This is a genomic window from Nocardia sp. NPDC058114 (assembly GCF_042884695.1).
Taxonomy (GTDB): domain Bacteria; phylum Actinomycetota; class Actinomycetes; order Mycobacteriales; family Mycobacteriaceae; genus Nocardia.
On the sequence record NZ_JBHVTK010000004.1, the window covers coordinates 461716 to 483335 of the forward strand.

General features: G+C 68.5%; 18 protein-coding genes. 9 read left to right on the forward strand and 9 right to left on the reverse strand.

Annotated elements, in window-relative coordinates; all coding sequences use genetic code 11:
• Positions 1-10 precede the first annotated feature (10 nt).
• The 5 genes from lhgO to ACFVVI_RS18235 form a co-directional block, all read right to left on the reverse strand.
• Entirely contained in the window at positions 11-1228 is a 1218-nt protein-coding gene (gene lhgO / locus ACFVVI_RS18215; protein WP_387446054.1) for an L-2-hydroxyglutarate oxidase, read from the reverse strand.
• Complete coding sequence (locus ACFVVI_RS18220; RefSeq protein ID WP_387446055.1) at positions 1225-1926, reverse strand: hypothetical protein; 702 nt, start codon at positions 1924-1926, stop codon at positions 1225-1227. The genes lhgO and ACFVVI_RS18220 overlap by 4 nt, the downstream gene beginning before the upstream one ends.
• Before the next feature lie 335 nt (positions 1927-2261).
• On the reverse strand, positions 2262-3053 hold the full coding sequence (locus ACFVVI_RS18225) for a TIGR03084 family metal-binding protein (RefSeq protein WP_387446056.1): 792 nt from the start codon (positions 3051-3053) through the stop codon (positions 2262-2264).
• A gap of 99 nt (positions 3054-3152) precedes the next feature.
• Positions 3153-4508 carry a hypothetical protein gene (locus ACFVVI_RS18230; protein WP_378653593.1) on the reverse strand — a complete coding sequence of 452 codons (1356 nt, stop codon included), beginning with the start codon at positions 4506-4508 and terminating at the stop codon, positions 3153-3155.
• 184 nt (positions 4509-4692) lie between these two features.
• Positions 4693-4986 carry a zinc ribbon domain-containing protein gene (locus ACFVVI_RS18235; RefSeq protein WP_387446057.1) on the reverse strand — a complete coding sequence of 98 codons (294 nt, stop codon included), beginning with the start codon at positions 4984-4986 and terminating at the stop codon, positions 4693-4695.
• Between the two features lie 150 nt (positions 4987-5136).
• On the opposite strand from ACFVVI_RS18235, the gene ACFVVI_RS18240 reads away from it, so the two are divergent.
• Positions 5137-6012 carry a 3-hydroxyacyl-CoA dehydrogenase family protein gene (locus ACFVVI_RS18240; RefSeq protein ID WP_387446058.1) on the forward strand — a complete coding sequence of 292 codons (876 nt, stop codon included), beginning with the start codon at positions 5137-5139 and terminating at the stop codon, positions 6010-6012.
• 45 nt (positions 6013-6057) lie between these two features.
• Complete coding sequence (locus tag ACFVVI_RS18245; RefSeq protein WP_378989321.1) at positions 6058-6915, forward strand: hypothetical protein; 858 nt, start codon at positions 6058-6060, stop codon at positions 6913-6915.
• A 106-nt stretch (positions 6916-7021) separates the two neighbouring features.
• Here the strand turns inward: ACFVVI_RS18245 and ACFVVI_RS18250 are convergent, their stop codons facing one another.
• Positions 7022-7357: a hypothetical protein gene (locus ACFVVI_RS18250; protein ID WP_378989320.1), complete on the reverse strand. Its 336-nt coding sequence runs from the start codon at positions 7355-7357 to the stop codon at positions 7022-7024.
• Positions 7358-7479: 122 nt separating this feature from the next.
• Between ACFVVI_RS18250 and ACFVVI_RS18255 the strand changes: the two genes are divergently transcribed.
• The 4 genes from ACFVVI_RS18255 to ACFVVI_RS18270 all read left to right on the forward strand — a co-directional run bounded on the left by ACFVVI_RS18255 (position 7480) and on the right by ACFVVI_RS18270 (position 16787).
• Positions 7480-10275, forward strand: a complete 2796-nt coding sequence (locus ACFVVI_RS18255) for an AAA family ATPase (protein ID WP_387446059.1) — start codon at positions 7480-7482, stop codon at positions 10273-10275.
• 117 nt (positions 10276-10392) lie between these two features.
• The gene (locus tag ACFVVI_RS18260; RefSeq protein WP_387446060.1) at positions 10393-12189 is read left to right on the forward strand and encodes an HSP90 family protein; all 1797 of its coding nucleotides are present in this window, start codon (positions 10393-10395) and stop codon (positions 12187-12189) included.
• Complete coding sequence (locus tag ACFVVI_RS18265) at positions 12189-15020, forward strand: hypothetical protein (RefSeq protein WP_387446061.1); 2832 nt, start codon at positions 12189-12191, stop codon at positions 15018-15020. The genes ACFVVI_RS18260 and ACFVVI_RS18265 overlap by 1 nt, the downstream gene beginning before the upstream one ends.
• A 30-nt stretch (positions 15021-15050) precedes the next feature.
• Positions 15051-16787, forward strand: a complete 1737-nt coding sequence (locus ACFVVI_RS18270; RefSeq protein ID WP_387446062.1) for a protein kinase — start codon at positions 15051-15053, stop codon at positions 16785-16787.
• 317 nt (positions 16788-17104) lie between these two features.
• Here ACFVVI_RS18270 and ACFVVI_RS18275 read toward each other — a convergent pair whose 3' ends face one another.
• Positions 17105-17722 (reverse strand): TetR/AcrR family transcriptional regulator, encoded by a 618-nt coding sequence (locus tag ACFVVI_RS18275; RefSeq protein ID WP_378989315.1) that lies wholly within the window; start codon positions 17720-17722, stop codon positions 17105-17107.
• An 83-nt stretch (positions 17723-17805) separates the two neighbouring features.
• On the opposite strand from ACFVVI_RS18275, the gene ACFVVI_RS18280 reads away from it, so the two are divergent.
• The 3 genes from ACFVVI_RS18280 to ACFVVI_RS18290 are packed head-to-tail and all read left to right on the forward strand — an operon-like array spanning position 17806 to position 19856.
• Complete coding sequence (locus ACFVVI_RS18280; protein WP_378989314.1) at positions 17806-18585, forward strand: hypothetical protein; 780 nt, start codon at positions 17806-17808, stop codon at positions 18583-18585.
• A gap of 30 nt (positions 18586-18615) precedes the next feature.
• A complete protein-coding gene (locus tag ACFVVI_RS18285) occupies positions 18616-18786 on the forward strand; it encodes a DUF2613 domain-containing protein (protein ID WP_082844323.1) in 171 nt (56 codons plus the stop codon).
• A complete protein-coding gene (locus tag ACFVVI_RS18290) occupies positions 18783-19856 on the forward strand; it encodes a DUF3068 domain-containing protein (RefSeq protein ID WP_378989313.1) in 1074 nt (357 codons plus the stop codon). The genes ACFVVI_RS18285 and ACFVVI_RS18290 overlap by 4 nt, the downstream gene beginning before the upstream one ends.
• A gap of 100 nt (positions 19857-19956) precedes the next feature.
• On the opposite strand, the gene ACFVVI_RS18295 is transcribed toward ACFVVI_RS18290, so the two are convergent.
• Together ACFVVI_RS18295 and ACFVVI_RS18300 are read right to left on the reverse strand one after the other, a co-directional pair.
• Positions 19957-21099: an RNA polymerase sigma factor gene (locus ACFVVI_RS18295; RefSeq protein ID WP_387446063.1), complete on the reverse strand. Its 1143-nt coding sequence runs from the start codon at positions 21097-21099 to the stop codon at positions 19957-19959.
• Positions 21096-21503 carry a YciI family protein gene (locus ACFVVI_RS18300; protein ID WP_387446064.1) on the reverse strand — a complete coding sequence of 136 codons (408 nt, stop codon included), beginning with the start codon at positions 21501-21503 and terminating at the stop codon, positions 21096-21098. The genes ACFVVI_RS18295 and ACFVVI_RS18300 overlap by 4 nt, the downstream gene beginning before the upstream one ends.
• Positions 21504-21620 lie beyond the last annotated feature (117 nt).

The following is a 21620-nucleotide window of genomic DNA, read 5'->3' on the forward strand; positions in this document are numbered from 1 at the left end:
AATCTCCTCTTTATTTAGCGGAATGGAGTTGTTCGACCAGGTATTCCGCAATCGGCATCGCCGACGTGGCGGCCGGGGACGGTGCGTTGAGCACGTGGATGGAGCGCGGCGTGCGTTCGATGAGGAAGTCGTGCACCAGCGTGCCGTCACGCAGCACCGCCTGGGCCCGGATGCCCGCACGGTGCGGGAGCAGGTCGTTGGTGCTGAGTTCGGGGCAATATTTGCGGCATTCGGCGAGGTAGCCGCGCTTGAACACCGAATTGCGGAGCTCGCGGATCCCGGTGGCGAGATGGTCGCGGGCCACCCGGCGCACGCCGGCGAAACCCAGCACGTCGATGGCGTCACGTCGGTTCACGCTGCCCTTGCGATACCCCTCCCGCGACAACCCGAGCACCGCGTTGGGGCCGACGGTGAGTTCGCCGTCGATGGTGGGGCTCAGGTGCACGCCGAGGAACGGCAGCGCGGGGTCGGGCACCGGATAGATCAGCGTGCGTACCAGATCCGATCGCTCGGCGGGGAGCCGGTAGTACTCGCCACGGAACGGAACGATCCGAAAGTCCGTTTCTATCCCGGCCTTTCGTGCCATCCGGTCGGCCTGCAGGCCCGCGCACACGATCAGTGTGCCCGCGGTGACCGAACCACCCGGACCCGAAACAGTGACGGCGGAGACACTCTCGGTGATCGCCTCGACTGCGGTGCCGAGCAGAATCCTGCCGCCCATCGACTCGACCTCGGCGGCGAGCGCGGCGGTGACCAACGTGTAGTCGATGATGCCGGTGGCGGGCACGAACAGCGCGCCGACCCCAGCGATCCGTGGTTCGCGCCGCCGCAGTTCGGCCGCGTCGATCGCCTCGACCTCCACGCCGTTGGCGATCGAACGCTCGTACAGCGCCAGCATCCGCGCGTGTTCGGCGGAATCGGTGGCTACCAGCAACTTTCCGCATTCACGGAACGGAATGTCGTGGGCCGCGGCGAATTCCTTCGTCCATCGCGCACCGGCCCGGCACAGCCGTGCCTTCAAACTGTCCGGGGGGTAATAGATCCCGGAGTGGATGACGCCGCTGTTGTGCCCGGTCTGATGCGCGCCGAGCGTGTCTTCCTTCTCGATGAGCACCAGGCTCGCCTCGGGATGCTGGGTCAGCAACCGATGCGCGGTGGCCACGCCGACGATGCCGCCGCCGACCACGCAGAAGTCGTACGCACCGTTCGAGGTGCCGCGAGGAGTCACACGCCGACGGTAGTCGGCAGTTCCTCGGTCGCGGATCGCGGTGCCTCGGCGTCGCCCTCGTCTTCGGACGATGTCGCGACGGTGCCGGGGGTCTCGGCCGGTTCGGTGCCTGTGCCCTCGACCCGCAACGTGTGGCTGCCGAGGCCGGGATCCGACAGCACGAAAACCAACTCGCCACGGCGCGCGTCGAATTCGGTGTGCAGCGCGGTGACCGCGGCCGGATCCACCGCCAGGCCGAGGTATTTCGCCGCCACCGTGACGAGGTTGGTGTCGACGGTGAACGCCACGGTATCGCTGCGCGGCGGCGTCACCTGCGCGCCGACATAGGTGCCGCCGATCCCGACCCGCCCGGTCAGCGGTGAATTACCCGGTCGCGCACCGACTCCGGACTGCTGCGCGGTGATCGGCGTGCGCGTGGCGGCGGGGTCGGAGCGCTCCGTGGACAGCGTCGGCGCGCCGAAGGACATGGCCAGCTCCACACCGCCGACGCGGGGTGCGGAGTCCTCGATCGAGAAGGGGCGGTGGTGGCCGGGATTCGGCGTCGCGGCCGGTCCCGCGAATTCGGTGGGCGGCGGTGCCAGTTCCGGCATGTGATTGACGATGTAGGCGCCCGCGGCCACGGTGAGGCAGAGGCTGGCGGCGCCGGAGAAGATGATCGCGGACAGGCGCACGATCTGAGCAGGCCGATGTGCGGTCACGATGCGGTTCCCTCCTGTGGCTGTGGGTATACCCGAGTAGAGCGGGCCCGCATCGTTGAAAGCCACGTGCTGATACCTACGGTACCGAGTACCGCGCGCGGTGAGCGCCTCCCACGGCTGAGATCAGAGCCACATCCGAAACGGCGCCGTATCAGTCCTAGTCGGGGCGGGTTTTCGGCTGGGCAAGTGTTTCTCACACCCGGTATCGGGTATCTGAAGGGAGCAGGCGAGCGTCATTCACGACTGCCACGGTGGTCACCCCCGGCCAACGAAGTCCGGGGCAGTCGGCACGAATGGCGCTCTGGGAAGGCGCTCGCCTGTTCTCATGCTGACTTTCAGGCGAACTGGCCTGCGTGGCGGCCTGGTCCGGGCGGGCCGGCGAAGGCCTGGGCGATGCCGAGCCAGTGGTCGGCGTCCGGGCCCTCGGTGGTCAGGGCGGTGTCTTCGCGGTGGCGACGCTGGGTCGCCACGAGGCAGAAATCGATGGCGGGGCCGGTGACGCGCTGGGGTGCGTCTTCGGGGCCCCAGGTCCACAGAGTGCCGTCGGGGGCGGTCAGTTCCACGCGGAATTCATCGGTGGGGCCGGATTCGCCGTTGACCAGGTAGGCGTAGTTCCTGGCGCGGACGCTGATGTGGGCCACTGTGCGCAGGCGGGCGGTGGGGACGCGGGTGACGTCGAGCGCGTCGGCGACGTCCTGCCCGTGGGCCCAGGTTTCCATGATGCGGGCCGAGATCATCGACGCGGCGCTCATCGGCGGGCCGAACCACGGCAGCTTGGTGCCCGCGGGGACGGCGGCCAGCGCGGCGATCAACTGCTCGCGTCCGGTCCGCCAGCGAACCAGCAGGTCGGCGGGTGGGGTCCGGGCGATTTCCTCGGCGCCGTCGTCGACGATGGTCAGGCCGCGCGGGGCAGCTTCGGCGAGGAAGGCCGCGAAGCCCTCGGCGTCGGTGGCGGCGATCAGCGATACCTCGTCGGTCCAGGTCAGGTGGGCGATCTGGGTGGCGATGTCCCAGCGTGGCGCGGGTGTCGGCGTCTGCCACTGCTCGGGGGTCAGCGGTGCGACCAGGTTTTCCAGATCCGCGCATTCGGCGGCGTAATCGTCGAGCAGCGCTGCGAGGTCAGCCATGGAGTTCCCTTGCCGATCATGGCGCGACCCGGTGCCGGTGCGCCGTCGTCACCAAGAGTCGCAGCGACCGTCAAAAAATGCAAGCACGCGTGCTTGTTATTACCAGCCGAAGGTCAGCAGGTGGAGCGCGCCGACACCGATGCCCAGCGCCCCACCGTGCAGATACAGCAACCACGCGTCCTGTTCGACCGACGCGTAGAACATCTCCATGAACTCGCCGGGCGTCAATGTCCGCAGCTTGCGCGCCGCGAAGTCGTCGATCTTCTTCGCCTGTTCCAGCACGAACTGCTCGTCCTCGATCATCGTGCGCGCCGAAACCAGCCCGGCGCCGGCGCCCGAGACCGCCAGATTCTCGAACTGTTTCTTGCCGAGTGCGGCTCGCACCATGAACGCGGTCGCGCCGAGCTGCTTGTGGATCTCCTCCGACACCACCCGCTCGATGAGCTGACGCGTCTTGTCCCCGTTCGGCCCTTCCAAGAGCTCGACGGAGAGGTTCTCCACGGTCAGCACCTGGTACGCCAGGATGTGGGCGAGGTCGGTGGCGGCCTGGGGCTGACGCTTGGCCAGCAGCGCCTGACGCCACAGATACTTGTAGCGCGGCTGCGGATCGCCGGGTTCGAACACCATCTTGATCGCGATCACGTTCACCGTCACGCCGATCATGGCCGACGCGAACAGCACGATCACCCAGGCCGGGATCGCGCCGAAGTACGGGATCTTCGAGTGCACGTGCAGGTAGAGCGCCAGAATCAAGCCGAAGGGCGCGCCGAGCAGACCGATCCGCGCCATGAACTTGAGTTCGGGCGCGGCGATGGTGGTGGTCAGGTCCTTCAGGATGGCCGGGTTCTTCTCCAGGTACCGGATCACGAAGTTCTTCACGTCGAGCAGCTGGTCGATATTGTCGCCGAGGCTCTCGAACGCGCGCCGGCACAGCGCGGGCAGCTGCCGGTCGACCCGCTGGTAGATGGCCTGTTTCACGGGTCTGGGCAGCGAGCGCCACAAATCGGGGTTCTCCCGGTACATGATCTCGTCGACGATCGGCTGCACCTGATCGCGCGCCCGTTCGGCGAGATAGTCGCCGATCCCGTCGAGATCGAGTTCATGGATGAAGTCGCGTGGGCTGCCGATCCGCAACAGCGCCGAATCGACGCAGATGCTCGCCATCTTCTCCGCGCGTGCCGGGATGAAGCCCTGGAAACCGAGCATGCGCCCGTCACCGGAAAACGTGGGCAGCACCTGCACGCGCCGGGGTAGGTACGGGTACAGCACGTGCAGCATCGGCACCCGGAAGCCCTTGAAGTACAGCGGCCAGAACAGCATCAGCACGCCGGTCCAGTTGGTGAGCCAACCGGCCAGCGCGCTGAAGATCGGGAAACTGATCAGCTCGACGACGAACTTCGACTGCCCCGTCAGCTCTTCCCAATCGATGAAGAGTCCGGAGGCCAGTGTGGTCATCGAGGAGCCCCCTAGTGCTGACGCGCGAAATACGTGAAGAACGTGAGGATAACAGCATGTCTGGGCACCCGATGGGGCCAGACACCGCCCTTCTCGGGCGTCCTCGGTTCAGGCCACGAATGCGGCGTGAACGTCGGTTTCCGCTTCTCCCGGGTCGGTTACACCGACACCCGAAGGGTATCGGTCAGCGCCTTCCCGTCGGCGGACTTCGGTAACCCGGCCTCTTGCTCGGGGGTCCGGGGATCGTGGAGCGTCTTGGTGAATCGTGGGCCAGCAAGCAAGGTTGATCGCCGTTGTGGTCACGGTCGGCACGAAACCCACACCCGCAGATAAACACTCGATCGGCCAACTTCAGGGCGGGATTGATTGTCGCGCAGGCCGAGCACCGCTTACTCGACGGGTACCAACGATCCGCGGTGGCGACCGTGCCGCTACGCCATGCCTGTTGTAGGTCAAAAGTCGGGCGAAGTCGGCCCACCCGACATCGCTGATGCGGCCCGGGTCGCGAGGGGAGTCAACGCGAGGCGTGCGTGGGACAACCGCGCTGTCGCACGTCGGAGCTAGGCTGGCATAGCTGTTGTCTGCGTCACTGAGTTCTTCCCCCGTCGCCTGTGCAGAGGGAGTCGCTGTGAGCAATGTTCCGAAGAATCATTTCGAGCGTCCGGTCGCGGTGATCGGTGGTGGCACCTTGGGTAGAAGGATCGCCCTGATGTTCGCCACCAGGGGCGGTGAGGTCCGCATCATCGATCCCGCTGGCGAGGTAGGCAATGCGGCTGTGGCCTTCGTGGAGAAACAGCTGCCCGAGGTGGCCGCGGCGGTGCCCGACGGTAAGCCGGGCACCGCTGAGTATGTGCCCGATCAGGCGATCGGCGTGAAGGGCGCGTGGCTGGTGGTCGAGGCGGTGCCGGAGATCCTCGACCTGAAGAAGAAGGTCTTCGCCCAGCTCGACGCCGATGCCGATGCCGACGCGATCGTCGCCTCGAACTCGTCGTCGTACGCGAGCCGGTTGTTCACCGAGGGTTTGACGACCAACGACCGGATGCTCAACACCCACTTCTATATGCCGCCGCAGTCGACGGTGCTCGACGTGATGTCGGACGGTCAGACCTCGCAGGACGTCCTCGACTTCGTCCTGAAGACCTTCCCGGAGTACGGCCTGCACCCGTACCTGGTGCGCAAGGAGTCGACCGGCTTCATCTTCAACCGCATCTGGGCCGCCATCAAGCGCGAGTCGCTCGAGGTGGTGCACGAGGGTGTGTCGATTCCCCATGATGTCGACGAGATGTTCATGCGGAATTTCGGCACCAAGGCGGGCCCGTTCCGGATGATGGACCAGGTGGGTCTGGATGTGGTGCTCGATATCGAGGAGCACTACGAGCAGGAGAACCCGAACCTGCCGAAGGGCCCGGTCGAGCTGCTCAAGAAATATGTCGACGCGGGCAAACTCGGGGTGAAGACGGGTGCGGGTTTCTACGACGACTACCCGAAGCCGAAGCAGGGCTGAGCCCCCATGACCGAGATAGTCGCTCTAGATCTCGAAGCAGCTGCGATGCATGCTATTTCGCTCGACGGCAAACACGTGCGCACCGTGGTCGACGGCCTCGATCGTTTTCCCGACGGTGTCGTCGTCGACAAATTGCGTGGCCATATCTATTGGACCAACATGGGCACCCCCGACGCGCGTCCGGAGCCGGGCGTCGAACCGGAGTTCTTCTCCCGCAACGGTTCCATCGAACGGGTCGACCTCGACGGCGGCAACCGCACCACGATCGTCCCGATCGGCGCCTTCACCACCGGCAAACAGCTCGCCGCCGATGTTGAAGGGGGCAGGCTGTATTGGTGTGATCGCGAGGGCATGCAGGTTCTCACCTGTGATCTGAACGGTGACGACCTGCACGCCCTCGTGGTGACCGGCGAGGGCGATGCCGATGCCTCCCTCCCGCGCAACTGGTGCGTCGGCATCTGCCTCGACCTCGACCGCCGCCTGCTCTACTGGACGCAGAAGGGCGCGGCCAAGGGCGGCGAGGGCCGGATCTTCCGCACTCGGATGGATCTGCCCCCCGGCGCGGATCCTGCCGCCCGCACCGATATCGAGCTGCTCTGGGAGAACTTGCCCGAGCCGATCGATGTCGAACTCCACGGTCTCGGCGATCTCGTCTGGACCGACCGCGGTGCCGCCCCCCGCGGCAACGCGCTGTACGAGGCCAAGGTCCAGCCGGAGGTCGGGACCCCGGCGATCATCTCCACCGGCTACCGCGAGGCGATCGGCGTCACCGGTTTCGATTCCCGCTTCTATGTGAGCGATCTCGGCGGCACGATCCGCCTGGTCGACATCGGCACCGGTACCGATACCGACCTGGTCCGTATCGGCAGCCCGCTCACGGGTATCGCCCTGGCCGACCTGTAGCGCCGCGGTTCCCGCTCGCGGGCGGGAACCGCCGACCGCAGCACGGCTTGCACGGCGAGGCCGACGCACCGGCCGACCGGCATCCGGCTGCCCAGCATGATCAGGTTCATGACTCGTCCGCCCTGGCGTAGATGGCGGCTCGGTCGCGGTGGGTGAGCACCGGGCAGATCTCCACCCGGTCGGGGCCGGGCAGCAGGGCGGGGTCCTCCCCCGGCAGCAGTTCGGTGGCCAGGATCGCCTCGCGCACCGCGTGCAGGGCGTCCTCGGTCTCGGCGATGCCGATCACCATGCCGGAGCCGTCGGCGCGCCGCAGTTCGTAGAAGTCGAGCAGCCCAGGCACTCCCGCGACGGCGGGCTCGATGCGGTTGGCGTTGGCGAAGTCTACGGCGGCGAGTTCGGTCGCCGTGCGTGGCTGGTCGAACCAGATGACGTGTGCGTACATGATTTCATCTCCTGAACTGGGGGAATCGGACAGATCAAGCGTCGCGCCGAACGGCATCGCGCGGATCAGTGCCGGTACGTATTCGCAGTACTGAACTCGCGCCCGCGCGAGATACTGGGGCGGTGCAGACTCCGGCCGTCGGACGGCATGAGGAGATCGCCCGCCTGCGCGCCGCGGTGGTGGCCGCGGCCTCGGGTGCGGGCCGATTCGTGCTGGTCAGCGGCACAGCGGGGATCGGCAAATCGTGGTTGGCCGAGCAGGTCGGCTCGCTGGCCGCCGAGGCGGGATTGCGGGTTGCCCGTGGCAGTGCCCTCGACGACGCGGGGATGCCGCCGCTGTGGCCGTGGCGCCGGGCCGCGCGCGAGCTCCCCGAACTGGCCGCCGCCCTCGACACCGTCACCGAGCCCGGTGGCGGGCCCGCCGCCCAGCGCTTCCGGATGTTCACCGAGGTCGCCGATGTCCTCGTCGCGGCCGCCGCGCCGTCGGGTTTGCTGCTGGTGCTCGAGGATCTGCACTGGTCCGATCCCACGTCGCTGGCGCTGCTCACCCACGTGGCGACCGAAACGCCGCGCACCAAGGTGCTCATCGTCGGCACCGCTCGCGAACCGATGGGCGAAACCCTGCTCGCCGACCAGCCCGCCTGGCTGCGCCTACCCCACTTCCAGTCCCTGTCCGTACCAGGTCTTTCCGAACACGAGGTCCGCTACTGGCTCGAACAGCGCGGCCTCACACCGGATCTCGCGCACCGCGTGCACGAACGCACCGGCGGCACTCCCCTGCTGGTCCGCCTGGTCATCGATGCCGACATGGGCGCCGGCGACGACCCGCTCCTGTCGGTCCCCGGAATCCGCCGCCTGATCCTCGCCCAGCTCGACCGTATCGACCCCACCCATATCGAGGTTCTCGGTGCCGCGAGCGTGCTCGGTGAACGCATCGATACCGAATTGCTGGCGCAGGTCTACGGATCGGTGCTGCCGTCGGAGCCCGTTCCGGTCTCCGATCCGGTGGCGAAGGCGCTCGATGCGGCAACCGCGGCCGGTATCGTCCGTCGTTTCGCCGACGACACCACGGGTTTCACGCACGCTGTGGTGCGCGATGCCGTGTACGCCGACCTCGCCCCTTCGCGGCGAGCGGCCTGTCACCGCGCGGCCGCCGAGGTGCTGAGTGGGCGAGGTGGTCCGGATTCGGCGGTGGCAGGGGCGATCGCGACCCACTGGCGGCAGGCGAGCGGCTGTGCGGACTCCCCGTCCGGCCGCCATTGGTCCCGTCGGGCCGCGCGATCGGCCCGCGCGAGTGCCGCCTACGCCGAGGCGATCCGATTCGGGCAGTGGGCCATCGATGCCGCGGGCGGCACCGCCTCCGATGCCGAGCGCGCCGAGCTGCTGATCGAGCTGGCGCGCGACGAGTTCGCCGCCGGTTGGGTGGCCACCAGCCTCGACCACTGTGTCGCGGCGGGCGCGTCGGCCGAACGAGCAGACCGCCCCGACCTGCTCGCGGAAGCAGGCTTGGTGGTGCAGGGCGTCACCACCCCGACCGTGATGACGCAACTGGATGCCCTCTGCGGCAAGGCATTACGCCTGCTCGAAACCGACAAGCATCCCGACCTCGTCGCCCGCATCCTCGCGCAGCGTGCCCTGTCGGCCGCCGACCGCGGCGCGGGCGCGCGGGCCAGGGAACTCTCCGACCGGGCCATGCGCGCCGCCGAACGGTCCACCGATCCCGACGTCGTCCTCGACGCGATCCACGCCCGCCATCTCTCGCTTGCGGCTGTGGACTTCCTGGCGGAGCGAACGGTGCTCGCGGCGAGGGCAATCGAGATCGCGGCCGACGCCGAGCAGCCGCTGGCACAACTCTGGGGATACGTGTGGACAGCTGACGCATCCCTGCAACACGGCGACCTGCCTGCCTTCGACAACGCCCTCGACCACATCGAACTCCTCGCCGACCGCCGCCGCCTCCCGCTCGCCCGCTGGCACCTGTTGCGCCTGCGGGCCACCCGCGCGGCCCTGGTCGGCGACTTCCCCGCTGCCCTGGCATCCGACACCGCCGCCCACGAACTGGCGGTCGGCATCGGCGACTACTCCCTCGCCGGCCTGCACCATGCCTTCCGTGGCATGTATGCCGTGATCGTCGGTCACATCGACCGCGACGAGCTCACCGCGGCGCTGGCTTCGCTGGCCTTCGCCCCGAAGATCACGATCGCCCAGCTGTTCGCCCCGATGCTGCACGCGATGGCAGGCGATCTCGAGGAGGCGCAGGCCCTGTTCGCGCCGTTCCGCCTGCTGCCCGACACCCTCGAGATCGGCCCGCGCTGGTCCGGCACGGTGTATTCGGTGGGCATCGTGGCCGAATTCCTGGACGACGCCGAGACTGCCGACCGCGTCTTTCGGGCCTTGCGGGGCCGCGAACACCACTACGCCGCCGACGGCACGGGCGCGCTCATCTGTGTGGGTTCGATCGCGCGTATCCGCGCCGACAACGCCCGCGTCGCAGGCCATCTCGACGCCGCCGTCGGCCTCTACCAGCAGGGCCTGACGATGGACGCCGCGATCGGGGCGCGCCCCTTCGTCGCCCTCGGCCACCTCGGCCTGGCCCGCACCCTCTTCGCCCGCGGCGACCTCCCCGCCGCCCGCGAAGCAGCCGACCGGGCCGCCGCCGCCTTCCGCCGCCTCGACATGCCACACCGTCTGCGCGCGGCCGACACCCTACTCGCCGACATCACCACGGCCACCCGCACCGCCGACCCACTGACCCGCCGCGAACGCGAAGTGCACGGCCTCGTCGCCACCGGCCTCACCAATCGGGAAATCGCGACCCACCTGGTCCTTTCCGAGCGCACGGTGGAAACCCACGTCCGCAACATCCTCGCCAAACTCGCCGTCACCAACCGCACCGAGCTCACCCGCGGTCCCCACTGACCGAACCCCGGCCGCTGCGTTCTCGGCGGAGTCGAGCGCGAAGAACTGCGCCGCCAGCCAACGGAGATCCAGTTACAGTGACCCAGCGGATGGTCAGCGTTTTGGGAGGGAACCCCGGTGGAGCAGGTATTCCAGGTCGACTTGCGGGGCATCGTCGACCTGCTCAGCCATCACCTGTACGGCAGCCCACGGGTCTACGTCCGCGAGTTGCTGCAGAACGCGGTCGACGCCATCACCGCCCGCCACGCCCTCGACCCACAGGCTCGCGCGCAGGTCAGGATCGAGACGCCCGCCGGCACCGGTGACGGCACCATCCGTGTCCATGACAGCGGTGTCGGCCTGACCGAGGCCGAGGTGCACACCTTCCTCGCCACGATCGGCCGCAGCGGCAAGCGCGACGACCTCGGCTTCGCCCGGCACGAGTTCCTCGGCCAGTTCGGTATCGGCCTGCTGTCGTGCTTCCTGGTCGCGGACGAGGCCGAGGTTCTCACCCGGTCCGCGCGCGGCGGCCCGACCGTGCGCTGGACCGGTTTCGCCGACGGCCGCTACCGCGTCGAGCCCGCCGCGCGGGAACGCGACGAACCCGGCACCACCGTGATCCTCGCGCCGCGCCGAGGCGCCGAGCAGTGGCTCACTCCGACGACCGTCGTCGAGCTGGCGCGGCTGTTCGGTAGCCTGCTGCCGTTCGAGGTCACCGTCGACGGTGAGCCGATCACCGAGCCCGAAGTTCCTTGGCGCGCAACCCACCCCACTCCTTCGGACCGCACGAACGCGCTCGCTGCGTACGCCGAGGACACCTTCGGCTTCACTCCGTTCGCCACCTTTGATCTCGCGTGCGCCGAATCCGGCGTCAGCGGTGTGGCTTTCGTGCTCCCGCAGCCGGTCAACCCGGCGGCGAAGGCCGGACACCGTGTGTATCTGAAGCGAATGCTGTTGGCGGAGAGCGTCACCGGCCTGCTGCCCGACTGGGCCTTCTTCGTCCGCTGTGTGGTCGACACCACCGAGCTGCGCCCCACCGCGAGCCGCGAAGCCCTCTACGAGGACGACCTGCTGGAGAGCACGAGGGAAGCGCTCGGCGGCCGGATCAGGGACTGGCTGGTGGAACTGTCCACCTCCGATCCGTCCGCGCTGCACCGTTTCCTGCGTATTCACGATCTCGGCGTGAAGGCCCTCGCCCTGCACGACGACGACATGTTGCGCCTGGTCGACCGCTGGTTGCCGGTGGAGACCAACGCGGGCCAGATCCCGCTCGCCGAATTCCGCCGCCGCTTCGGCGAGGTCCGCTACACCCCGTCGGTGGAGGAGTTCCGGCAGCTGGCCGCGGTGGCGAGTGCCGCGGGCATCGGCTTGGTGAACGGCGGCTACTCCTATATCACCGACATTCTCGAGCGCTTGCCCGCGATCGATCCCGAGATCCGGGTGCGCCGTTTGGATCCCGCCGAACTGGCCACCCATTTCGATCTCGTCGATCCGGCGACGGAGCTGGCGCTTCGGCCCTTCCTGACCACCGCCCAGCGGGTGCTCGATCGCCTCGAATGCGAAGTGGTACTGCGCACTTTCGATCCGCCGTCGCTGGCCGCGCTGTATCTGCTCGACCGCGATGCCCAGCATCGCGCCGAACTGCGCGCCACCCGCGAGGTCGCCGACGAACTGTGGGCCGATGTTCTGGGTGCTTTCGATACCGACCAGGCGGGCGACCGTCCGCAGCTCGTGCTCAACTACCGGAATCCGCTGGTACGCCGCATCACCGGGCTCGCCGATGCCCGTTTGGTCACCACGGCGGTCGAGGCGCTCTACAGTCAGGCGCTGCTGCTGGGCCAGCATCCGATGCGGCCGGTCGACACCGCGCTGCTGAACAAATCATTCGTCGGGTTGCTCGACTGGGCGGTTCACGATCCCCGGGGAGAGCTCTGATGTCCGACGCCAATACCCCCGACGACCTGCAACGGCTGCTGTTCCAGGCCTACGACATGCCCTACGGTGACGCCAAAGACGCACTGCTGGAACAGGTGCTGCGGCACGCGGAGGCGGGCGCGCACACCGAGCTCGCGTTCCACGTTCGCATGGCGATGGTCGACGCGTACGGACACGGGATGAGCCCGGCCAAATTGTTCGTCCCGTTCGCCCGCTGCCTGGCCGAATACGATCGCGACCCCGGCGCCCACGAGTCGTGGGTGGCGCCGTCGCTGCGGTGGAAGTTCAAGACCGCGGTGGGCGCGATGACGAAATTCCCCGAGGTACCGATGGATCGGGCGCTGGCCGCCCTCGATCAGATGGAACGCCGCTATCGGGTCGAGGGTCAGAGCCTGAACGCGGTGTACGGCCGTAGGCATCGGGTGGCGGTCCACATCGGCGACCTCGACGCGGCCGCCGAGTGGTACGAAAGGTGGTGCACCACACCGCGTGACGAGAACTCCGATTGTGAAGGCTGTGACCCCACCAACCGGGTCGCCTGGCTGGCGAGCCAGGGCCGCGACATCGAAGCCGTCGAGCTCGCCGCTCCGGTCCTCGCCGGCGAACTCGGCTGTTCGGAGCAACCGCAGCTCATTCTGACCGAACTGCTGCTGCCCTACCTGCGCACCGGCCAGCTCGACGAGGCGCGCAGCGCGCACCGCCGCTCCTACCGTCTGCTGCGCACCAAGCCGCAGGACCTCGCCGCGATCGGCGACCACCTCGAGTTCTGCGCGCTGTCGGGCAATCAGGTGCGCGGCTTGGAACTGCTCGACCGCCATTTCTCCTGGCTCGATCGCGCGCCGAGCCCGAAGGACGCGCTAGCCTTCCTGACCTGCGCGGCGCTGCTCCTGCGCACCCTCGTCGATGCGGGCAACGGTGATACGTTGCTCTGCCGCCCGGCCGCCGCCGATCGTCCCGCCGCCGAATCCACCGTGCGCGCAATGCACGTGGAGCTCACCGACGAGGCACTGGCCATCGCCGCTCGCTTCGATCACCGCAACGGGACCGATCACCAGACGGCATCGGTCCACCAGAAGCTGGCGAGCCGCCCGATCGTCGACTACCTGCCGCTGTCCGCGGCCGCCGCGCACCGGGTGCCGGTCGAGCGGGGTCCGGCGGCTGCGGCGGTCGAGATCCCCGAGCTCACCACCCTCGAACTGATCGAACGCGCGGAACAGGCGACCACGCAGCACGCCCCCGCCGAAATACGGGCCCTGGCGCAGCGGTTGGCGGCCGAGCCGGAGCCGGGCGATCCGAGTCTGGCCGGGCGACGCGCCTCCGTGCTGGCCGGCGCAGCCTTGCAGACGACCGATCACGATCACGCCGAATCACTGTTACGCCGGGCGGCAGCGTATTTCGCCGCGACCGGCGAGCAGGATCGCCGTCAAACCGACCTGGGTCGGCTCGGCCTGCTCCTCAGTAGGCACGGCGACGTGGCGGAAGCTGTCGGGCTGCTGCGGGATTCCCTGTCACACCTGGCGAATTCGCCGGAACCGCAGACGAGAGCGGCTGCGACACTGAGGCTTTCCGGCGGCATGTTCGCACTGTTCGATCGCGGCGAGCTGTCCGAGGAGGACGCCGCCGAGCTACCCGCGTTGCTCGACCGGGCCGCGGCCGACGCCGCCGAGGCCGGCGAGGACATCCTGCTCGGTAATGTCGCCCGGCACCGAATGTATCTGCACCAGAACAACACTGAACTCGCCGACGCGGTAGTGGCTGGACAGGAAGCCGTCGCGGCGTATCGCCGGGCCGGTCAGGCGTGGCGGGTCGCCGATGTGGCCCAGTACCTTTCCGGAATCCACCTCGACGCGGGCGATTCGGTCGCGGCGCTGGAAATGATCGATGAGGCGGTTCGGCTGGTCGACGCCGACCTCCCCGACAGCGTGCGCCTCATCGTGCACGCCCGGCGCGGTGCCCTGCTCATCCACCTGAACAGGCACGAGGAGGCAGTCAGCGAGCTGTTGACCGCCATCGCGATCGGTATCGCGGCGGGGAGTCCGCAGGTGCCGTACGTGCAATGGGATCTGGCTGTCGCCTACCGCGCCGTCGGCCAGTTGCTCGATGCCGCCGACCAGGCCGAAGAGGCGATCGCCGGGCTGGAGCGCGCCGGCGCCCTCGAGCAGGCCAGGACCTGCCGCTTCCTGCTGGTCGATCTGCATCGCCGGCTGGACGAGGACGAACCGGCACTCACCGTCCTCGACGAGATCATCGAATTCGACCGCGCCACCGGCAATCTCGGCGGCGAATCCCATGCCCTCGTCGAGACCGCCGATCTGCTCGACGTGCTCGATCGCGATGCCGAGGCCGCCGAGCGCTACGTGCTGGCCGCCGAGGTCGCCGCGAGATTCGGTGATCCGGTGCGCGTCGCCTACTGCCGCTACAGCGCCGCGCTGTCGCTGCACTGGACCGGCGACTACGCCGCCGCGATCACGGCCATCGCGGCCTCCGACGAAGCGATCGCGAAGCTCGCCACCGCCCACCCGGACACCGAACTGCTCACCTGGCACACGGCCCGGCACAACCACAACGCCGCCCGGATCCTGCGTCGCGCGCAACGCCCCGACGACGCCCTTCCGCGCGCAGACGCCGCCGCCGCGGGTTTCCGCGCCATCGACGCAGGCGACCAGGCCACCCGTTCCGACTACGAGCGCGCCGTACTCCTGATCGAGCTGAACCGCCCCACCGAAGCCGAGAAGATCCTCACCGAGGCCGTCGCGGAATTGGCCGACGACCACGCGGCCAAGCCGATGCTGTCGGAACTGCTGGCCGACACCCGAGCCCAGCTCGCCTGACGCGCACCTGATCCGAAGGAACCACCCGCGATGCAACCGCTCGACCCGAACGATCCTCGGCGGATCGGCGACTACCGACTGCTGGGCGTGCTGGGTGCCGGGGGCATGGGCAAGGTGTATCTGGGCCGGAACCCGGGCGGGCGCACGGTCGCCGTGAAGGTGATCCGCCCGGATCTGATCGATGCGGAGTTCCGTGCGAGGTTCCGTCGTGAGGTCGCGGCGGCTCAGCGCGTCGGCGGGGCCTACACCGCGCCGGTGCTCGACGCCGATGTCGATGCGCGGGCGCCGTGGCTGGCCACCGGCTATGTCGCCGGGATCTCGCTGACCGACGCGGTCAACCGGTTCGGGCCGTTCGCCGAGCCCGCGCTGCCGGCGTTGGCACACGGGCTCGCCGAAGCGCTCGTGGCGGTGCACGCGGCAGGCATCGTGCACCGCGACCTGAAGCCGTCGAACGTGATGCTCGCGATCGACGGCCCCAAGGTGATCGATTTCGGCATTGCCAGGGTGATCGCGGATTCCGCCCTCACCACCACCGGAAAGTTTCTCGGCTCACCGGGTTTCATGTGTCCCGAGCAGGTGAGCGGCGAAACCCTCAGTCCCGCCTGCGATGTCTTCGCTCTCGGCGGCGTCCTCACCTTCGCCGCCGCGGGTCACGGCCCCTTCGGTACGGCCGAGGTGATGCAGATGCTCTGGCGCATCGTGTACGAGGAACCCCGTCTCGAGGCTCTTCCTTCCGCCCTGCGACCGCTCGTCTCGTCCTGTTTGGCCAAAGACCCCGCTGCCAGACCGACCCCGGAACAAGTCCTTTCGGAACTGGCCCGCATCGGCACTGCCGAACGAACCGATTGGCTGCCGCCACAAGTAGTCGCGCACATCAGTACCAGCGCCGTCCGGCTACTCGACCTGGATTTCGATCCTGCCGACCCCTCCGGCGCATCGCCTCTCGATGCCGCCGCGACTTCCGCACCAGGCTGGTCGACAGGCACTTCGGTACCGAACCTGCCGGCCGCGAACCCCGCGCAGGTCTCTCCGACCGGCTCCTCGAGACCGCACGGACCGACCGTCACCAGCGGATCGCCGCCGACTCCCTATGGAGAGCCCGGCGAATTCACCCCGCCGCCCTTTGTGGTCGCGCACAATTCCGCCGACACGTTCACCGGTCGCCCGCCGCCCGCGCCGGCACGTGCCACCGCGTCGCGACGAACCCGGACTCTGTTGATCGCCGCGTCCGCGACGGTGGCGGTGGCGGTCGCGGGTGGCGCCTATCTGATCGGGACCCAACTGCATGCCGGGTCCACCGGCGGCACCGGATCGAGCACCTCCGCCGCCTCGACCTCCGCCGCCTCGACCTCCGCCGCCTCGACCTCCGTCGCTTCGAGCTCGACCGAGACCGCACCCAGCTCGACCGCCACCGGATCGGGCACGGACTCCGTCCCGGCCGAGTTCGTCGGCACCTGGAAGGGCCGTGCCGCCGACGGCCCGGTTCAGTTCGACATCGAACTCACCATCGCCGCCGGTGCGGTCGGTCAGGAACTCGCGACCTCGGCCAACACCGGCGCCCTCTCCCGCGACCGCTGCGGCCGTGCGGAAACCCTCACCGAGGCCACCGCGCAGCGCCTCACCTTCCGGGCCAGGCTCACCGCCGGTAGCGGATGCTTCGACGAGGGCGCTACCTCGACGGTCACTCTGCAACCCGACGGCACGCTGGCCTATCGAACCCCTGGTGTCCTCGGCGGCACCATCGCCGGCACCCTGCGGAAGGGCTGACAATGGGCTCCGACCGAACTGGAACAGGTTGCTACCGGATAGCCCGCGATGCCCTCGGCGCAGGTGCACCCGGTCGTTCGTCCAGTAGCAAACCTCTACGTGAAACGCGGTGTCGCGCCGCTGACGGGCAGCGCCGTCAATCCATACCCGCAGGTAGCGTCGGTCTCGCAAACTCTGCCGTTGCGATCTGGGTCACTAATATGTCAAACTCTCGCCCACACTGTGAAGCCAGTCGGTCTCACAATGTCTGGAAAGGGAGTCGATTGAGCGGGCGGCAGGTGAGCAAGGTTGCCACCGTCCCGAAGGCTGCCTTGATGTCAGTCGAACGTGACCAGTGCCAGAGCGGCGCCGGTGAGCAGATCGACCAGCTCGTCGACGGGCGGACGCGACTTGCGCAGCAACCATTCGTGCGCCACGCCGGTGACCGCGCCCGTGATCAGCGCGGTGGTCAGCTCGGCATCACCGCGCAGGCGCACCCCCACCCGCTCCAGCGCGCCCTCGATCAGTGCCGACCAGGCGTGCCTGCGGGTCCGGCGATGGGTCTCCATCCGATCGCTCACCCCGACCACCTCGATCAGCGCCACCTGCGCGCGATACGGGTCGGAGCCGAGCGACTCCAGGTACGCGCCGAAGCCGGCTCGCAACGCGAGCTGCGGATCGGTCGAGCCGAGCGCGACCAGCGCGGTGCCGACCGCGGCCGCCGCGTCGTCCTGGATCCGGTCGTAGGCCGCTACCAGCACGTCTTCACGAGTTTCGAACTCCTCGTAGAACTGCCGCTTGGACAGCCCGGCCGCCGCGCACACCTCGGCGAGCGAGCACGTGGCGTAGCCACGTTCCGCGAAGATCTGCGTCGCTGCTTCCAGGAATCGCAGTCGTCGTTCGGCTTTTCGCGCGACGACCGTACGACCCCCATACCGCCTGTCCGCTGTAGTCACCTCTCCAAAGTATCTGAAACCCGGGATAACACTGACCTTTCCGGGTCGCTTCATCTATCCACCGAACAAAGGACGGCCGACCAGTGCTGAGCACCCGAGCATCGCGGACCGCATTGTCCGCCCTCGTACTAGCGGCGGGTGCGGCACTCGTGGCACCCACGCCCACGATGGCTGCCCCGCAGTCCGCCGCGACGCAGCCGAGCGTCCCCGCCATCGCCGAGAACGTCCCCTCCGGGACACTCGCGGCGCTGGCTCCGACGATCGTAGGCGCGATTTCGGCCCCCGGCCCCATCGCCGACGGCGGACAGGCCGCGATCCTGGCCCAGGCTCGCGTGCTGCTGGCCACGCCCGGCATCCCGGCGCAGGTCAAGGCCACCCTCGAAAAGGTCATCACCTTCCTCGACGGCAGTGGCGGCGGCGGTCCCGAATTGCCGCCTTCGGACGGTCCGCGCATCGCGCAGTTCCTCTACCCGACCATCGGCAAGGGCTGCATCGGCCCGACGTCGGATTCCGTCGGCACCGCGCTGGCGGTCCCCGGCCCGGCGACGCTGCCGCCGCCCGGACCGGCCGCGGGCCAGACCGGCTTCGTCTTCACCGCGCTCGGCACGAAGACCGCCACGGTCGTGCAGAATCCGCCGATGACGGTGCAGTGGGTCAACCTCGACAACCGTCGCACCGGTACCCAGCCGCTCACCACCGAGGCGGGCATCAACGCCGACGGCCCGGCCACTCTCACCGCTATCGCCGACACCGGTCCCGGCCGGGTCGCGGCAGTGATCACCGGTTCGCTCACCACGGCCACCGCCGATGGTGACCGCACCTGCTCGTTCGCCCCGACCCTCGGTTTCTTCTCCGTCGGCTGAGTCTCGCACCACGCAATTGGAGTTCGATCTATGAAGTTTGTCGTCCCCGGCCTGGTCAGCGGCCTGGCCGGCGCGGTCATCGGGGTGATTGCCGTACTCGGCATCACCGCGGGCGCGCAACAGAATTCGATCCCCGCGCCCGAGGAGTCCGGTGACCCGGGCTCGTCGCTGCTCGGCAACGTGCAGTACGGCTCGCGATGAGCAACGTACGCAGGCTCATCGCCTGCATCCTCGTCGGTCTCGGCGCGCTGCTGCTCGCGGCCGCGGTCATGATTCCCACCTACACGGTCGGCAAGGTCGCCAAGACCCCGCTCGACCTGCGCATCACCACGGTCGCCAAGAGCGTGCCCGGCGAGGAAAGCCTCGTGCTGGACGCGAAGTCGCTCACCGCGACCGAGGGCGCTGCCAAGGTGAACACCAATGTGCCGCTCGTTTCCCAGCGCTTCCTGACGGTCGAGGAGCCCTCGGACGCCGACGAGATGACCGTCCAGGCCGGCCAGACCCTGCGTCGCGACGACCAGGACCCCAAGGACGGCCTGCTCACCGCCTCGGTCGACCGCGTCACCATCGACCGCGTCACCGGCGCGCCGATCGACGCCTCGCCCAACGGTTCGATCGCCGTGGCTCAGGACCCCAAGTCGGGCGCCGCGATCCCCACCGAGTCGCAGCGGCGCGGCCTGCAGTACCGCTTCCCGATCGGCACCGAGAAGAAGTCGTACCCGTACTTCGACCTCAACGCCCGCGCCACCTACGACATCGATTTCATCGACGAGTCGGAGATCAACGGCGTGCCGGTCTACCACTTCCGGCAGACCATCCCGGTGACGAACATGTGGGACGTCGTCAAGCACCCGTCCCATCAGCTCGCCCTGCCCGCCGCCAAGTGGGGCCTCGAGGGCACCGAGCCGGTCACCATGACGCGCTTCTACACCAACACCCGCGACGTGTGGGTGGAGCCGAGGACCGGCGCGGTTCTCAAGGGTGGCGAGAACCTCCACATGTACTACGGCCGTAGCGCCGGGCAGGTGGACGTCAACATCCTGAAGTCGCACCTCGTCTTCGACGAAGAGACCATCGAAGCCCAGATGGCCGTCACCCAGGAGAGCCTCGACAAGCTCGACCTGTACGGCAAGACCCTGCCGATCATCCTGGGCATCCTCGCCGCCATCTTCCTCATCGGCGGCGCGGTCCTCGGATTCCTGAGCTCGGGCTCCACCGCGGGCCGTCCGTTCGATCCCCCGACCGAGCGGATTCGTTCCTCGAACCTGTAAGCCACCTGTCCACAACTCGGCCTCCCCCGGTCCTCAACCCGGGGGAGGCCGAGCTGTTTTGCGGGCAGGTTTGCCCAGTGCGACCGCGCGGCAATCGGATTCAGGGTCGCGGTAATTGCCGAACTCGAGCCGCCTCGCGGGTGAGATGGTCGCGCTCGAGAACTGTGGTGGCCGCGCGGGCCGCTGCGGCGTACAGGGTCGCGGCCTCTTCGAGTTCGCCCGCTCGTTCGAGTAGGTAGGCCCGGGATGCGCTGTGGCGCGGTAGTTCCGGGTCGAGATCCGCGAGGGCGGCCAGCCCTGCTCGGGGGCCGTCGGCCTCACCGACCGCGACCGCGCGATTCAGGCGCACCACCGGGCTGTCGGTGAGAAGCAGTAGTTCGTCGTACCACTCCACGATCTGTATCCAGTCCGTTTCGGCGGTGCTCGGGGCGTCCGCGTGCAGGGCCGCGATCGCGGCTTGGGCCTGGTATTCGCCCAGGCGGTCACGGGCCAGTGCGGCTTGCAGGATCGTCACGCCCTCGGCGATAAGGTGTGTGTCCCAACGGGATCGGTCCTGTGCGGCCAGCGAGATCAAGCGCCCGCCCTCGATACGCGACGCACGGCGGGCGTGGTGCAGCAGCATCAGCGCGAGCAGCCCCGAGACCTCGGGTTCGCCGGTCGAGGCGGCGAGCTGACGGGTGAGGCGGATGGCTTCGGCGGCCAGATCGATGTCGCCGCTGTAGCCCTCGTTGAAGACGAGGTAGAGCACCCGCAGCACCGTTGCCGGATCGCTGGGACGGTCCAGCGGTAAGCCCGTGATCCGCTTCTTGGCCCGGCTGATCCGTTGCGCCATAGTCGATTCCGGAACCAGGTAGGCCGTCGCGATCTGCCGGGTCGTCAGGCCGCCGACCGCACGCAAGGTCAGCGCGACGGCCGAGCCCGGCGACAGCGAGGGATGCGCGCACAGGAAATACAGCCACAGCGTGTCGTCCGTGGCGGGCACCGGACCGGCTTCGGGCTCGGCATCGACCGCGAATTCCCGCCCACGCCTGGATGTTTCGGCCCGTGTCGCATCGATGAACTTCCGCCAGGCGACGGCGACGAGCCAGCCCTTCGCGTCGCGCGGTGGATCGTCGGGCCAGGTTTCCAGCGCCCGGATCAGCGCCTCCTGCACCGCGTCCTCGGCCGCCGCGAACCCGGCCCCGCGGCGGACGAGGATCGCGATCACCGCGGGGACGAGTTCGCGCAGTAGCGCGTCGTTCATTCGGTCACCGTGGGCAACTCTGTGTAGAACGGCCGCAGTTCGAGCCATTCCTGCACCGGCTTCCCACCTGCGCCCGGTGCCGCCGACAGCTCCCCGGCGAGTTCGAGCGCCCGGTCATAGGTCTCGACATCGATGACCATCCACCCGGCGATCAGGTCCTTGGTCTCCGCGAACGGCCCGTCGGTGACCGGCGGGCGACCCGCGCCGTCCGAGCGGACCCACGTGCCCTGGGTGGACAGTGCCTGACCGTCGACGAACTCGCCGGTCGATCGCAATCGATCGGCGAAATCCACCATGTACTGCACATGCGCGGACACCTCGTCCGCCGTCCACTGATCCATCGGCGCGTCGTTGACCGATGCCGGCGCGCCACGGTAGTGCTTGAGCAGCAGGTACTTGGCCATGATGTTCTCCTCGGTTGGTGTTCTGTGTGGGTTGTACCCCTGGGACGGAGCCACCCACGCGTTCTCGACATCGGCGGCACAAGAATCCCGGCCGATTATTTTCGCCGTGAGTGAACG

Coding starts and splice junctions, on each gene's coding strand:
- ACFVVI_RS18265 (WP_387446061.1), top strand. CDS start 12,189: ATGTCCGACGCCAATACCCCCGACGACCTGCAACGGCTGCTGTTCCAG.
- ACFVVI_RS18290 (WP_378989313.1), top strand. CDS start 18,783: ATGAGCAACGTACGCAGGCTCATCGCCTGCATCCTCGTCGGTCTCGGC.
- ACFVVI_RS18245 (WP_378989321.1), top strand. CDS start 6,058: ATGCATGCTATTTCGCTCGACGGCAAACACGTGCGCACCGTGGTCGAC.
- ACFVVI_RS18250 (WP_378989320.1), bottom strand. CDS start 7,357: ATGTACGCACACGTCATCTGGTTCGACCAGCCACGCACGGCGACCGAA.
- ACFVVI_RS18230 (WP_378653593.1), bottom strand. CDS start 4,508: ATGACCACACTGGCCTCCGGACTCTTCATCGATTGGGAAGAGCTGACG.
- ACFVVI_RS18225 (WP_387446056.1), bottom strand. CDS start 3,053: ATGGCTGACCTCGCAGCGCTGCTCGACGATTACGCCGCCGAATGCGCG.
- ACFVVI_RS18270 (WP_387446062.1), top strand. CDS start 15,051: ATGCAACCGCTCGACCCGAACGATCCTCGGCGGATCGGCGACTACCGA.
- ACFVVI_RS18285 (WP_082844323.1), top strand. CDS start 18,616: ATGAAGTTTGTCGTCCCCGGCCTGGTCAGCGGCCTGGCCGGCGCGGTC.
- ACFVVI_RS18300 (WP_387446064.1), bottom strand. CDS start 21,503: ATGGCCAAGTACCTGCTGCTCAAGCACTACCGTGGCGCGCCGGCATCG.
- ACFVVI_RS18295 (WP_387446063.1), bottom strand. CDS start 21,099: ATGAACGACGCGCTACTGCGCGAACTCGTCCCCGCGGTGATCGCGATC.